Origin of the sequence: Pseudomonas sp. JS3066 (genome assembly GCF_036328175.1) — a bacterium.
Taxonomy (GTDB): Bacteria; Pseudomonadota; Gammaproteobacteria; order Pseudomonadales; family Pseudomonadaceae; genus Metapseudomonas.
In genome coordinates this window covers 3,185,472-3,198,990 of sequence record NZ_CP143312.1, presented here as the reverse complement: position 1 = coordinate 3,198,990, position 13,519 = coordinate 3,185,472, and the positions used below count along the sequence as shown (strand labels likewise).

At 61.7% G+C, this 13,519-nt stretch carries 10 protein-coding genes; 6 read left to right on the top strand and 4 right to left on the bottom strand.

Going from position 1 to position 13,519, the window contains the following annotated elements; all coding sequences use genetic code 11:
• Positions 1–389 precede the first annotated feature (389 nt).
• The 4 genes from SA496_RS14995 to SA496_RS14980 all read left to right on the top strand — a co-directional run bounded on the left by SA496_RS14995 (position 390) and on the right by SA496_RS14980 (position 5,982).
• Positions 390–1,481, top strand: a complete 1,092-nt coding sequence (locus SA496_RS14995; RefSeq protein ID WP_179058742.1) for an efflux RND transporter periplasmic adaptor subunit — start codon at positions 390–392, stop codon at positions 1,479–1,481.
• On the top strand, positions 1,478–4,582 hold the full coding sequence (locus tag SA496_RS14990) for an efflux RND transporter permease subunit (protein WP_179058741.1): 3,105 nt from the start codon (positions 1,478–1,480) through the stop codon (positions 4,580–4,582). Before SA496_RS14995 ends, SA496_RS14990 begins: the two co-directional genes overlap by 4 nt.
• Before the next feature lie 337 nt (positions 4,583–4,919).
• Complete coding sequence (locus SA496_RS14985; RefSeq protein ID WP_330114031.1) at positions 4,920–5,477, top strand: hypothetical protein; 558 nt, start codon at positions 4,920–4,922, stop codon at positions 5,475–5,477.
• Positions 5,478–5,667: 190 nt separating this feature from the next.
• Complete coding sequence (locus SA496_RS14980; protein ID WP_330114030.1) at positions 5,668–5,982, top strand: hypothetical protein; 315 nt, start codon at positions 5,668–5,670, stop codon at positions 5,980–5,982.
• Between the two features lie 157 nt (positions 5,983–6,139).
• Here the strand turns inward: SA496_RS14980 and tatA are convergent, their stop codons facing one another.
• From tatA to SA496_RS14965, 3 genes are all read right to left on the bottom strand, one after another.
• Positions 6,140–6,337, bottom strand: a complete 198-nt coding sequence (gene tatA / locus SA496_RS14975) for a twin-arginine translocase TatA/TatE family subunit (protein ID WP_442965061.1) — start codon at positions 6,335–6,337, stop codon at positions 6,140–6,142.
• A gap of 147 nt (positions 6,338–6,484) precedes the next feature.
• On the bottom strand, positions 6,485–7,342 hold the full coding sequence (locus SA496_RS14970) for a GNAT family N-acetyltransferase (RefSeq protein WP_330114029.1): 858 nt from the start codon (positions 7,340–7,342) through the stop codon (positions 6,485–6,487).
• 524 nt (positions 7,343–7,866) lie between these two features.
• Positions 7,867–9,201, bottom strand: coding sequence for an OprD family porin (locus SA496_RS14965; RefSeq protein WP_330114028.1), 1,335 nt, complete (start codon positions 9,199–9,201; stop codon positions 7,867–7,869).
• A 433-nt stretch (positions 9,202–9,634) separates the two neighbouring features.
• Between SA496_RS14965 and SA496_RS14960 the strand changes: the two genes are divergently transcribed.
• Complete coding sequence (locus SA496_RS14960) at positions 9,635–10,345, top strand: cupin domain-containing protein (protein ID WP_330114027.1); 711 nt, start codon at positions 9,635–9,637, stop codon at positions 10,343–10,345.
• 259 nt (positions 10,346–10,604) lie between these two features.
• On the opposite strand, the gene SA496_RS14955 is transcribed toward SA496_RS14960, so the two are convergent.
• Positions 10,605–11,930: an NAD(P)/FAD-dependent oxidoreductase gene (locus tag SA496_RS14955; protein ID WP_330114026.1), complete on the bottom strand. Its 1,326-nt coding sequence runs from the start codon at positions 11,928–11,930 to the stop codon at positions 10,605–10,607.
• 578 nt (positions 11,931–12,508) lie between these two features.
• Between SA496_RS14955 and SA496_RS14950 the strand changes: the two genes are divergently transcribed.
• Positions 12,509–13,498: an ornithine cyclodeaminase family protein gene (locus SA496_RS14950; protein WP_151135817.1), complete on the top strand. Its 990-nt coding sequence runs from the start codon at positions 12,509–12,511 to the stop codon at positions 13,496–13,498.
• The last annotated feature ends 21 nt before the right edge of the window (positions 13,499–13,519 follow it).

Sequence of the window (13,519 nt, the reverse complement as noted above, 5' to 3'; positions counted from 1 at the left end):
CTGGGCGGGGACGCCGAGTTCGGAGGCAGGGGCCAGCCCTTTGGTTCCTTTTTAGAGGACGGGGGGCCATCCGTCGATTGAGAAAGGGACTCGCCCGGACAGGCGAAACAGACACCCGCAGGCCACGCGGGAATGAGCCAGGCGCCAATGCCTGATACCGGACTACCGTTCCGTTGCCGAGCTCTGGAGCAGGGCTAATTTCGTCTGATGAATATTAATAATAACGTGTGTTGTGTTAAATTTATCCGGGATTACCGTTCAGCAAAACACCACAGGCTTCAGAGGTTCGTGCCATGAAAGGCTCTATCGATTTTCAGCGCCGCACGCACAGAACTCCAGGAGTGCGTGCGTCGCTCAGTACTGCTCGTGCTTGAGCAAGGAGACCCGAGATGAAGCTACTCAAGACATTTCTGTTCTGCGGTTATACCTGCAGCCTGGCTATGGCACTGACGGGGTGTCAGGAAGAAATACAAACGACAGAGGCGCCGCGTCCCGTCCGCACGGTCATCGCGAAGTCTGTCTCAATCGGCGATGAGGTCGCCCAGACGGGCGAGATCCAGGCGAATGTCGAAACCAACCTCGGCTTCCGCATCGACGGCCGCGTCGCGACCCGTGCCGCGGAGATCGGCATGAGTGTCGTCAAGGGGCAGGTTCTGGCGACACTCGATCCGAACGACGTCCAGAACGAAGTGCTGACCGCCGAGGCCGAGGTGAAGAGTGCCGAGGCGGCGGAGGGATTGGCGAGGTCGGAGCTCGATCGGCAGCGCACCCTCTTCGCGAAGCAGTTCGTCGCGCGTGCGCGGGTCGAGGAAGCCGAGGCCAACTGGCGCGCCGCCAACGCCAAGCTCAAGGTCGCCAGAACGGGACTGCAGACCGCCCGCAACAAGCTGACCTACACAGAGCTCCGTGCGCCCGACGACGCCATCGTCAGCGCGGTACTGGTCAATGCCGGGCAGGTCGTCGATGCTGGCCAGCCGGCGATCAAGCTGTCTTCCACCCATGAACGCGATGCCGTCTTCAACGTGTCCGAGCGGATCTACACCAGTGTGCCCTCCGACGTGCAAGTCGAAGTGGCGCTCCTCTCCGATCCCTCGGTCAAGGTGATAGGCCGGGTCCGCGATGCGAGTCCAACCGCGGACCCGGCGACCCGCACCTACCGCGTCCGTATCGCGCTGCCCGACGCCCCCGTTACCATGGCGCTGGGCGCCACGGTAAGTGGACGCCTGATCCTGCCCGGTAAGTCGCTCATCATCCTGCCGTCCTCGGCCTTGACGAGCGAGGCTGGCAACGCTGCAGTGTTCGTGGTCCAGCCCACCAGCCAGGAGCTTGTCCGCAAACCGGTGGTGGTGGCGCGCTACACGGCGACGCAAGCGCTGGTCGAGTCCGGGCTCAGCGAAGGCGATGCCGTGGTCACCGCGGGTGTGAGCAAACTCAGGCCCGGCCAGAAAGTCACCTACGATGTCGGCGAGGTGGCCAAATGAGTTCGAACAAGGCAGGTCCGGAAGGGCAGGGCGGCTTCAATCTCTCGGCCTGGTCGATCGCTCAAAAGCCGCTGATCTTCTTCCTCATGCTGATCACGCTGCTCGGCGGCGCGATGAGTTATTCGAAACTGAGCCGCAACGAAGACCCGGCCTTCACCATCAAGACCATGGTGGTGGCCGCTCGCTGGCCCGGCGCGAACATCGACGACACGACGAAGCTGCTGACCGATCGCCTGGAGAAGAAGCTCGAAGAGATCCCCTGGCTCGACCGGCTCGACAGCTACACGCGCCCGGGCGAGACGGTGATCATGGTGAACCTGCGCGACGATGCGCCGGCAGACATCGTCCCCGACGCCTGGTACCAGGTGCGCAAGAAGATGGCCGATATCGCCGCGACCCTCCCCAGCGGGGTCCAGGGTCCGTTCTTCGACGACGAGTTCGGCGACACCTATGGCCAGATCTACGGGTTCACGGCCGAGGGATTCTCGGATCGGGAGTTGCGCGACTACCTCGAGGGCGTGCGTGCGGAATTGCTGCGCATCCCGAGCATCGGCAAGGTGCAGCTCCTGGGCGTGCAGGAGGAACAGATCGCCGTCGAATTCTCCCCCAGCCTGCTGGCCGCCTTCGGGCTGGACGAGCAGGCGGTGCTGAGGGCCCTGAGCGCTCAGAACGCTGTCAGCCCCGCCGGAACAGTGCGCCTGGCGGACGATAAGATCGCTCTGCGCGTGAGCGGCAGCTTCGTCTCCGAGGAGAGCCTACGGACCATGACGCTGCGGGCGAACGACCGGTTCGTGCCGCTGACTGAGCTGGCTACTATCCGGCGTATCCCGGCCGACCCGCCATCGCCGCAGTTCCGCGTCAACGGCGAGAAGGCGCTCGGCGTCGCCATCTCCATGGCCTCCGGCGGCAACCTGCTCGAATTCGGACAAGCGGTGCGGGACCGCATGGACGAGGTGAGGAGGGCGTTGCCCCACGGCATCGAGATGCTCCAGGTCGCCGATCAATCTACCGTTGTCAAGCAGGCCGTGAGCGGTTTCCTGAAGGTGCTGGCCGAAGCGATTGCGATCGTGCTCGCTGTCTCGTTCCTTTCGCTCGGCGTCCGCGCCGGCCTCGTCGTCAGCATCTCGATTCCCTTCGTCCTGGCTCTGACCTTCATCGGCATGGAGCTGACTGGCATTGGCCTGCAGCGCATCTCGCTCGGTGCGCTGATCATCGCCCTTGGCCTGCTCGTCGACGACGCGATGATCACTGTCGAGGCGATGATTGGAAAGTTGGAGGAGGGCTGGAGCCTCAAGCGAGCGGCGAGCTTCGCCTACGACTCGACTGCCTTTCCAATGCTGACGGGCACGCTGGTGATGATCGCCGGCTTCATCCCGGTCGGATTCGCCGCTTCGAGCGCGGGTGAATACTGCTATTCGATGTTCATGGTGGTATTGATCTCGCTGTCCGCATCCTGGGTGGTCGCCGTCCTTTTCTCGCCCTTGCTCGGCACCTTGCTCCTGCCGAAATCCTTACCGAATCATGGCCATGGCAACGGCCGGATCATGGGGCTCTACCAGCGTGCCTTGTCCTGGGCCCTGGGACATCGCGCGATCACGCTTGCCGCGGCTGGCGTCGCCTTCGCGCTGTCGCTTGTCGCCTCGGGCCAGCTCGAACAGCAGTTCTTCCCGCCCTCCGACCGGCCGGAGCTCCTGGTCAGCCTGACGCTGCCGCAGAACGCGTCGCTGGAGGCGACGGAGCGGGAGGCGCTGAAGCTCGAGAAGCTGCTCAAGGAAGACCCCGGTGTCGATCTGTTCTCGACCTATGTCGGTTCCGGTGCGATCCGCTTCTACCTCCCTATGGAGGTGCTACTGCAGAACGACAATGTGACCCAGGCGGTGGTGGTGACCAAGGGCATCAAGGAGCGTGACGCACTGCAGGCCAAGCTCGCCGGGCTGTTCAAGACGGAGTTCCCAGGGCTCATCGCGCGGGCGACACCTCTCGAGCTCGGCCCGCCGGTTGGCTGGCCCCTCAAGTACCGCGTCACGGGGCCCGACCAGAGCAAGGTGCGCGACCTGGCCGGACAGCTCGCCAACCTGCTCTCGACCAACACGGATACCCGCGAGGTGCATCTGCTGTCGGGCGAGCCGCAACGGAGCGTCATCGTCGCCATCGACCAGACGCAGGCACGGGCGCTGGGGCTTTCCTCCGAGGAGATCGCCAGTGCCATGGCGTCGATCTTCTCTGGCACGACCGTGACCACCGTGCGCGACCAGGATCGTCTCGTTGACGTGATCGTTCGCGCGCAAATCGGTGAGCGCACGAACCTCGCGACCCTGGCCAACCTGCAGATCCGCTCGGCCCAGGGGCTTGCCGTCCCGCTGTCGCAGATTGCCAGGCTCAGCTACGGCGTCGAGGATCCGATCATCTGGCGGAGGCAGCGTCTCCCGCTGGTCACCGTTCAGGGCGACGTTCGTGAGGGCGTCGAGGCGGCGACCGTCGTGCAGGCGCTCGCGCCCGCCGTCGCGCAATTTGCCGCCGGCCTGCCCAAGGGCTACAAGGTCGAAACTGGCGGCGCCGTCGAGGAAGCCGCGAAGGGGAGCGCCTCGCTGGCCGCCGTACTGCCGGTGACCGCACTCGTGATGTGCGTGCTGCTGATGCTGCAGCTGCGCAGTTTCTCGCGGATGTTCCTCGCCCTGGCGATGGCACCGTTCGGCCTGATCGGAGTGGTCCTGGCCATGCTGCCGACCGGAACGCCCATGGGCTTCGTGGCGCAGCTCGGCGTCATCGCCTTGGTCGGCATGATCGTCCGCAACGCCATCATCCTCATCGAGGAAGTGGACATCAATGTCGGCGCGGGCCGGTCGCCACGCGAGGCCATCGTGCACGCCGCGACGCACCGGGCACGCCCCATCGTGCTGACGGCCTGCGCGGCGATCCTCGGCATGATTCCCATCGCGCCGCAGATCTTCTGGGGGCCGATGGCCTTCGCGGTGATCGGCGGGCTCGCCATCGCGACGGTCGTGACCCTGACGGTCCTCCCTTGCGCCATTTCCCTCCTGCTGCAATGGGAGACAGGTCGGTGCAGTCGGCTAGAGCCCGAGCCCTTGCAACATACATAATCGGGCATCAGTTTCGGCATAGTGTTCAGACATGATTGGCAGGTCTCACTGTGCTGCATCTGATAACCCTGACCCAGAAATGCTTTAGGCATCAGCTTTGGGAGGATCCAGTTGAAAAGTCGGCACCGTCCCGGCTTCCTCGCGCGGAGCCGAAAAAACCGATTGATGCGTTGCTACGGGAAATCTGGAGTAGTCAACCCTGTTGCTCTGTCTACGGCATGTTGCCGTGACTTTGCCAGGGCTTGGGAAACCGGCGATGTCGGTCTCGCCGCGCTCGGACCAATCTACGGAGTCGAGCACTGGCGTAGGTTGGTGCGGGCGGCGTTACGCTGGAGCGATGCGTTCATCCAAGCCGATAGACGTCTTGCTCGTCCACCTGCACCCGCCCGTCGGCCAGAAGTTCGACCAGGTGCTGCGAAAACGTGCGGGTCTCGGCGTCCACGACCCATGCCGCCTCGAACCCCGGCGGATAAAGCATCTGCTCCGTAATGGCGCGTTGATCGTGCCGAACTTCGCGCAAGGCGGACTGGCGGAAGGTGCCCAGGTCTTCGTCAGCCTCGCCGCGCGTGCCCGGCCCACCGAGAACGCCGAGCTCTGTGCGCCCGCCACCTTCTACCCCATGCCGAGCATTGCCTATCGGCTTGCCCGGGTGGCGGTGGGGGATGGGATCGCTGCAGTCTCCCTGTACGCGGTGTCGCCCCACGACGTGGTGGCGGGTCACGCACTGCTGCGGGCAGGTAGCGGTGGCCTTTGGAACGAACGGGGACAAGCCCTGGGCAACGCGACACCGGTGACATTCAATCAACCAGTCGGGTATTGCTTCGGCGGCGGGGAAATAGCCTGTCAGGAGCTGATGAGACGCCCGTGGCAAATTGTTCTCGCAGACAGAGCATAGTTGTGTGGCGAGCCTACAAGCGGGCAGTCCCCCTCAGCCTATGTGAAAACCACTGCTGAGCTCTGCCGCGGGTCCGGAGCACCGAAGGGTCGTATTCGGGGGAGCACGTCAGCCGACCGAGCAAAGCTCCTACAGGAGTATCGTGTGCCAGATAAACGAAGGCGTACATTACCCTGGTGGGAGGTTCTCGATGAAGATCACTGCGATGGAACAGGTCGAATCGGTCAGTGATGTCCAGTGCGACGTTTGTGGCGCTAGCACGCGTGTTGAAGGGTATGGATTGCAATTTGGCACGCTTCGCGCCAGTTGGGGCTACGGCTCGGCCCATGATGGCGAACGCTATGAGGTCCAACTGTGCGAACCCTGTTTTTTCAGGACGCTTTCAGGCCTCAGGCGTGAGCGCATGGTGAACTTCATGTTCAGTGAGGAGGATCAAGACCTCAGCGATTTTGGGCGCGTTGCTCGCGATGACTTTTTCAATGACGGCGGTAACTCGGCCACCTAATTTCCCGCTGGGGCCGCAACCTAGCAGGATGAAAATAATCAGCTGCGGAGGGCGAAGGTATGCGGCTGTTTTCCCCTGGAGAAAGGTCGATGATCGACCTTCAATCAAGGAAAGCAGAACGGAATCAGAAATTCTTCCCTGCATTGGGCTACGCGAGCTAATCGTCCTTTCGGTTAATGACTGATGTTCTTGGTTCTGATTCGCCCGAGTCGCAAGACGGGTCGGCTATCGATCTGCGGAAACCCCTGACAGCTTCTCCCAGGTCACCGCCGAGGTGCCTCAGACGCTTGCCGCCAAAAAGCACCAGTGCGATCAGAAGAATCACTGCCCAGTGTTTCCAATCAAATATGCCCATTCTTAATTCTCCACGGGTTGTGCGACTGATTTTTCCGGACCTTAGTACTGGCACAGCGATGACGTGACTGATGTGCGCAAAGCGAAAGCGAATCGACAAGGTCGGAGCTAAATCCTGTCTCCGACACTAAATGCCTACCAACACGGATCAGCCGATGGCCTGGGTCACTAGCGCGAACTGCCGGACACCGCCAAGGGGTAGGGGCGGGGTTCCGCGCGCCATCTGTGCGACGCTATCGACGTGCCGCAATCCCGCATCGCTCAACCAGTCGCCGAGCCCGATGTCCGCCAAGACATCCAGGCGCACAAATTCCCCCTGGACGTGGTCAAGCAGCTCGGCGATCAGATTTTTGGCCTGTCCCGGCGTCTCCGCGACAATAGGGCCGATGACGTGGCCACGGCCGAAGGCGCGGAGCATCGCGAAGGCGCGCAATCGGCCATCGCGCTCTATGACGGTCGTCCGCTCGATCGCGTCTTGGAGATCCTGGAATACACGGGTTCTGTCGAGACCGCTGCCCGCATGGGCCAGTTCGAGTACCTGTGGCCAGTCCTCGACGCCGGAAACTCTGCAGTGTTCGCCCGCCGCCAGGGCAGGGCGCGCAATGTATTGCACGTGACCTTGGTGCTGATGAATCTCGCCGAACTCGACAAACCCCTGGCTGGCATACAGCGGCACGCCAGCGAGGGTGGCGTTAAGTATCGCGATAGTCGAGCCGCAGGCCTGCAGCGCCTGCTCCATTAACTTGCGCCCGATACCTTGTCCCTGATACTCGTCGCTAACGATGACCAGGCCGATGGTGGCGTAGTCCCCTTGCCGGCAGGAGAAAGCCGTTCCGATCAGGCGACCGGCATCCTCCACAACGAACCCTTCAGCGACGCGTTGCAGCATGGCCCAGTCGTCCAGGCGATGCGGCCATTTGAGCTGCACAGACAAGGTATGGGCTGCCGGCACGTCGGCGGCAGTCATGGGGCGATAGGTATACCGATGATTCTTCGAGTTGGGCATGACAGGTCTCCGTGGATGGGCCGCACGGCATTGATTGCGGGTTAGATGGAGCCTGTATCCCACCTGCGCCGAAGCGTGGCAATAGCCACCGGCCAATTCGGCATATTCGCCAAGCGGACAGTTCTGCAGGCCATAGTTGTTGCTCGAACGGGCGTAGGGATCAGCAGTAAATGCCGGCCGAGATTTTGCCTTGTAGCTCGTGGTTGCAGCTCTCCAGGAGGATATTGACTCACCTTCGATCGTGCCCGTGGCGAGCCATGATTCATCCATGATTGATACACGAGGCCTTCGTCGTCGAGGACATCCCTGCCACTCCACTCGACATTGGACTAATTGAATCTGCAGGGTGTTATCAGCATGGAGGCGACAGCAGTGCGAATAGCCGCTGCCGTCACGCAACCACCTTCACAAGTACGGTCGGGCACAAAAAAGACGCCCGGTTGGGCGTCTGGAGGCAAAGGAGCGTGGAGGATGCCTTCGAAAAGAACTTGCCGATCCCTGGCAGAACAAGGCGATGACTGCGCTTACAGGATGCTCAATGGGTACTCGATGATCAGGCGTACCTCATCGACATCATTGTCGAACGAACTGGAGCGATGGGTGGCCTGGCGCACGCGGAAGGACAGGTCTTTGGCCGCGCCTTCCTGGACCACATACTTGGCTTCCAGGTCGCGCTCCCAGTGATGCTCATCGTCCGCTCCGGCGCGGAAAGAGGTGCCAGTCGGATCAGCTTTGGTGAAGTCGATCTGATCGCCTTTGATGTAGCGCGCCATCAAGGTCAGGCCCGGCACGCCGAAGCTTGCCATGTTGAGGTCGTAGCGGATTTGCACCGACCGCTCGTTGGGGGCGTTGAAGTCCGAGTACTGAACGGAGTTGGCCAGCCAGATCGAGTCGACGCCGATGTAGTCGAAAGTTTCATCACCGTCGATTTTCTGATAGGCCAGAGTCAGTTTATGCGGGCCGAAAGCATACGCGGCTTTGGCCGACCAACTGGTAGTGTCCAGTTCACCGGCACGTGCTTCTCCTTCGTCACTGGTCTTGTACGCAGTCAGACCGAACGACAGGGCGTGTTGGTTGGCAAGCGGGAGGATGTACGAGGCGCTGCCGAAGTATTGTCGCCACACCTCCTCGGCTTCGCTGGCGTAGGCCATGAAGACGAGCCTGTCGTTGACCTTGTAGGAGCCCCCGAGAAAGTCGACGCTGTCCGCTTCTACGCCGCCGTACGTGGTCAGCAGCTTGTCGTCGGAGTTGGTCGAGTTTCTCCCGTTGTACGCGGTGAAATGGCCTGCCTCGAGGAGGAGGTTATTGAGCTCGCTGCTGGACAGTTGGAAGCCGGTGGCCACTTCCGGCAGCAGGCGGTTGTCACCCATGGCGAATACCGGTGCGGTCGGGCGCTGTTCGCCATACTTCAGTACGGTGGAGGAGACACGCATCTTCACTGCGCCGCCGATCTCACCGAATGCATCCGGGACTTCAGCGTCGGCCGTCTGGTTGTTGCTGATCGGTAGCAGGCCTGCGCCAGCGCGGCCGCGACCGGTATCAAGCTTGACCCCGCCATAGGCGAAGGCATCTGTGCCGAACCCGACCGTGCCCTGCGTGAAGCCGGAAGTGAAGTTGAGCATGGCTCCGTGCGCCCACTCCTCACGATAACCATTGCGCTCGCTGACGGGCTTCGAGCGGTTGATCCCCTGGCTGTTACTGCCGCCGTGACGGAAATCTCGGTTCATGTAGAAGTTGCGGTTGAGCAGAGTGAGGCTGCTGTCTTCGATGAAGCCTTTGGCTTGTTCCTGGCCCGCTACGGCCAATTGCGAGACGGCGGTGATCGCCAGGGCGAGACAGCTCGGTTTAAGGGCGCTCATGGAGTACTCCATTGATCTTATTAGTGTTCATTGCCCAGATGGGGGACAACGCTTTTATGGCAGCTCAGATGAATCGCGTCGGTTCGAGGTGTGACGACGTTAGGTTCGTTCGGTCATTGAAATCGACTTAGTACGTGGCTGGCCGGCGAGGACCGAACCCGTCCTCCCCTCGAACGCGGTGGCTATATCTCAGCTGCAAATAAGGCCTGGCAAGGGGGGCGGATCAATTCGGTGGATTACATAAGTTTCGGATTTTCAGGCAGCAGCTAATGCTCGAGCGGGGTGGGAAGTCCGCAGCAAATATCGGGTGATATTTCCTAGCATGAGACCTGGCAGCGGAGCCCACCAAGCCGGTGCCACACCTTCTTTTCGACCTCCTTCATGAGTCGCCGATGCGCGCCTCGTCTACTCCCCATCATTGGAGACACTATCCATGTCACACCCTATTGCTTCGCTGCTGGTGCACGCCGACGGCATTCCCGCTGCAGCGTTTCCCCCCGCCTCCCTGAGTTCGTCCGATCCCTTCGGCGACGTTCGCCAAGTGGCCTATCAGGGCGACGATGGCATTTCCGCTGGCACTGTCCAGGCAAGTGGAGAGCTAGTCGTCGAGGATTACCCGCACACTGAAATGCTGGTCGTCCACTCCGGACAGGTCACGCTGCAGGACGAGCAGCAGATAATCGAACTGAGCGTCGGAGCCAGCGTGGTGATCGGTCGTGGCACGGCGCTGCGCGTGCAGGCGCAGGCTGGCAGCCTCTGGGCGTTCTTCGCGTTGAGCCAGGCCAGCGGTGAGCGCAAACCCGGCCTGACTCCACTCAATCCGCGTGCGGCGCTGAACCCCTCGCAAGGGCCGGATGCGCAGATCCTGATCAGCCCCGCCCCGCAATGCCGTTCCCATAACGCGTTCGTGGACAGTGCCAGCAATCTGCTCATCGGTGTCTGGGATTCGACGCCCTACACGCGTCACGCTCGTCCGCACAAGGTGCATGAGCTGATGCACCTGATCGAAGGCAGCGTCACCCTGCAGCTCGCCGACGGCGTCGAGCTGAAGGTCAATACCGGCGATACGCTATTCGTGGCCCAGGGCACACCCTGCGCCTGGGAGAGCAGCGTCTACGTTCGCAAGCTGTACGTCGTCAAATAAGCCTTGGTGGTCGGCGCTTGCGCGATAGCGATCCGCAGGCGCTTTACCAGTTGGCCCCCGGCTCTTCTGCTCTCTTTATGGCGTAATTGTCCCGAGCGGCACGCCGGGGCTGCCGCGTTTCAGCCAACTGGATTGGATTGCAGAAGAGGGGCAGGGTTGCCCAAGGCAGTCCGATACTCGCTCACAGGTTCGAGCAGCTCGGTCGATAACGAAGGGGAGAAGAGGCGGGAGCGAGGCTCCCGCCAGAGCGGCGAGGTGCTCAGAACTCCGAGACCTTGCCCCAGACGCCTTTGTTCAGGCGTGCGAGGCTGTACTGGGTATGGTCCACGAACGGCGTCTGCCCCTGTGCCAGTTCGGCGATCAGGCGCCCGGCGCCGGGGCCGATGCCGAAGCCGTGACCCGAGAAGCCTGCGGCCAGAATGAAGCCAGGCAGGTTTTGCGCCTCATCGATGACTGGTACACCATCGGGGGTACTGTCGATATAGCCGGCCCAGCCTGCCTGAACCGGTACGCTGCCCAGAGCGGGCAGTAGTCGGCGCGCGCGGGCCAGCGTATCGCGCAGTATCGATTCCGACGGGCGCGGATCGAGGATGCGCACCCGCTCCATCGGTGTGGGCCGGTCGAGCGCCCATTTGCTGCGCGTCTCGTGTCCGTATTGCCAACCCTGCAGGTCACCCGGTGAGAGCATTTGCCAGCGCTTGGCGAACATCGGCAGAAAGTACGAGGAGAAGCGTAGTTGCTGTGGCGTCGGATCCACGCAGGCACGTCCGGAAATGGCCAAGGTATAGCCGCCGTCGCCCCGCCGGGTGACGGTCACCTCACTGGTATGCAGCGCATCTGGAATCCCCTGTATACCCGGCATAACCGAGAGAATGGAGGAGCGCACCGAGGCCTGAGGAAAGCGAATCCCAAGCTGGGCGCAGAAAGAGGAGGCCCAGGCACCGCCGGCCATCACCACCTGGCGGGTCTTGATCACGCCTTTTTCGGTGATGACTCCCGATACGCGGCCGGCCTCGGTCTCAACGCCGCGGGCGGCGCAAAACTGATGGATCGTGCCGCCATGCTTGATGACGCCCTTGGCGATCAGCGGTGCAGCCCGCGCCGGATCGGCGATGCCGTCGAATGGCGAGAATACCCCACCCAGCCAGGGCTTGCCGGTGGCCGCGCCACGTTGGGTGGCTTCGGCGCTGCTTAGCATATGGGTGGTGACTCCCTGGGTGATGGCGAAGTCGCGCCACTTGGCCCAGCCATCGAGTTCGGCCTGGTCATCCGACAGATAGAACAGCCCACAGCGGCGGAAACCGAGGTCTTCGCCGAGGTCGGCGCTGATCTCCTCCCAGAGCGCAAGGCTCTTGGTCGATAACGGCAGTTCGCGCGCATCGCGGTTCTGCTGGCGGCACCAGCCCCAGTTGCGGCTGGATTGTTCTGCGCCAATACGTCCCTTCTCCACCAGGGCAACACTCATGCCCTGGCGCGACATGAAATAGGCGGCGCATACGCCAATGATGCCGCCGCCGATGACGACGACATCGGCGCTTTTTGGCAGCTCCGGACTGGACAGCATGGTGATCAAGGGAGCCGGCATTCTGTTCTCCTAGCCTGGAACCTGTTGTTTTACGGCTTTGCAGAAATCGGTGCAGACCAGCGCTGCAAGGCCGTGTCGGCGCGCGCCGATTAAGTTGATCGATGCGCACCAGAGCGGATGATCGAAACTGAGATTCGGGTCTCCCGCCTTGTCGCTCGTTTCGGCGTGGCAGACCAGGCTCCGGCAGTCATCGATGCCGTTGCGCTGATCCTAATCTTAGGCATCACGCCCCGGCGGGGGCTGTCGTATTGGCCGTGTGCAATCGCAGAATCGGGTGTTTTCGAGGTTGCCCTCGGAAGTTTCTGCTGCGGTGTTGGGGGCGCCAGGTTCTGTAGCTACGGGAATGCCTGCTGCACGGCCTGGGGAGCGATGCGTGAGTTGCAGGAGTGGAGCGATAGCTTTCGCCGATGGCGATAAAAATGATCGGAAGTTGCGCAGTCGCCTGGTATCCGAAATTTTCTGCCGATTGCTCGGCGGCATACTGAGCGCAGCAGATAGGCACGGCACTCTCGAGTTATTTGCGCTGATCATGCCTGTACGAATCCCTGCCCCGATTAGAGAGCAACGAGACCCCGTAGATGAAAACACTGCTGCTCAGCAAAGAAGAAGTCGGCAGATTGATATCCATGAAGGAAGTCATAGGTGCTGTGGAAGAGGCCTATAAGGCTTTCAGCGGTGGGCAGGTGGAACAGCCCGATTACATAGGCATACATCTGCCGGAGCCGCGCGGCGAGATCGACTTCAAGGTCGGTTACTGCAAGACCAATGAAATAATCTCGATGAAGGCCTCGTCCGGCGGCTTCCTCGATAACCCGGACGCGCATGGTGTGCCCAATGGCATGGGTAGCGTTCTGCTGTTCGATGCCAGGAGTTGCGCGCTGATCTGCGTGATGGATGGAAGCCTGCTCACCGGCCTCAGGACGGGCGCGTCGGGCGCCGTCTCGGTCAAGGCGCTGGCGAGAAAGAACGCCAAGAAGATCACCTGCATAGGCACCGGCAACCAGGCGCGGATGCAGATTCGCGCCATCAGCCTGGTGATGCAGATCGAAGAGATCCATGCCTGGAGCAGAAGCCCGGAAACGCGCGAGCGCTTCAAGGCGGATATCGAAGGCGAGTTCGGCATCCCGGTGATCCTGGCGGACTCGAAGCAGGAGGCGGTCGAGCAGGCCGACATCCTCATCACCACCACCCGTGGCAAGGGCTCGCTGGTAGAGGCGAGCTGGGTGAAACCCGGCACTCATATCGTCGCCATCGGTACTGATATGAAAGGCAAGCAGGAGCTGGATCCCGAGATATTCAGGCACGCCAAGATAGTCAACGACTCGATCTCGCAGTGCATCGACAAAGGGGAAACCTGGCATCCGCTCAACCAGAAGATCATCGGTCTGGACGATATCCACGCCGAGCTCGGCGAGATCCTGCTGGGCAGAAAACCGGGCCGGGAGAACGATGATGAGATCACCATTTTCGACTCCACCGGCATGGCCATACAGGACAACACCACGGCCGAAAAAATCTATCGCAATGCGCTGGAAAACAACGTCGGAACCTTCTTCGCGTTCCTTTGAGACGTGATTTTCGGCAGTAGG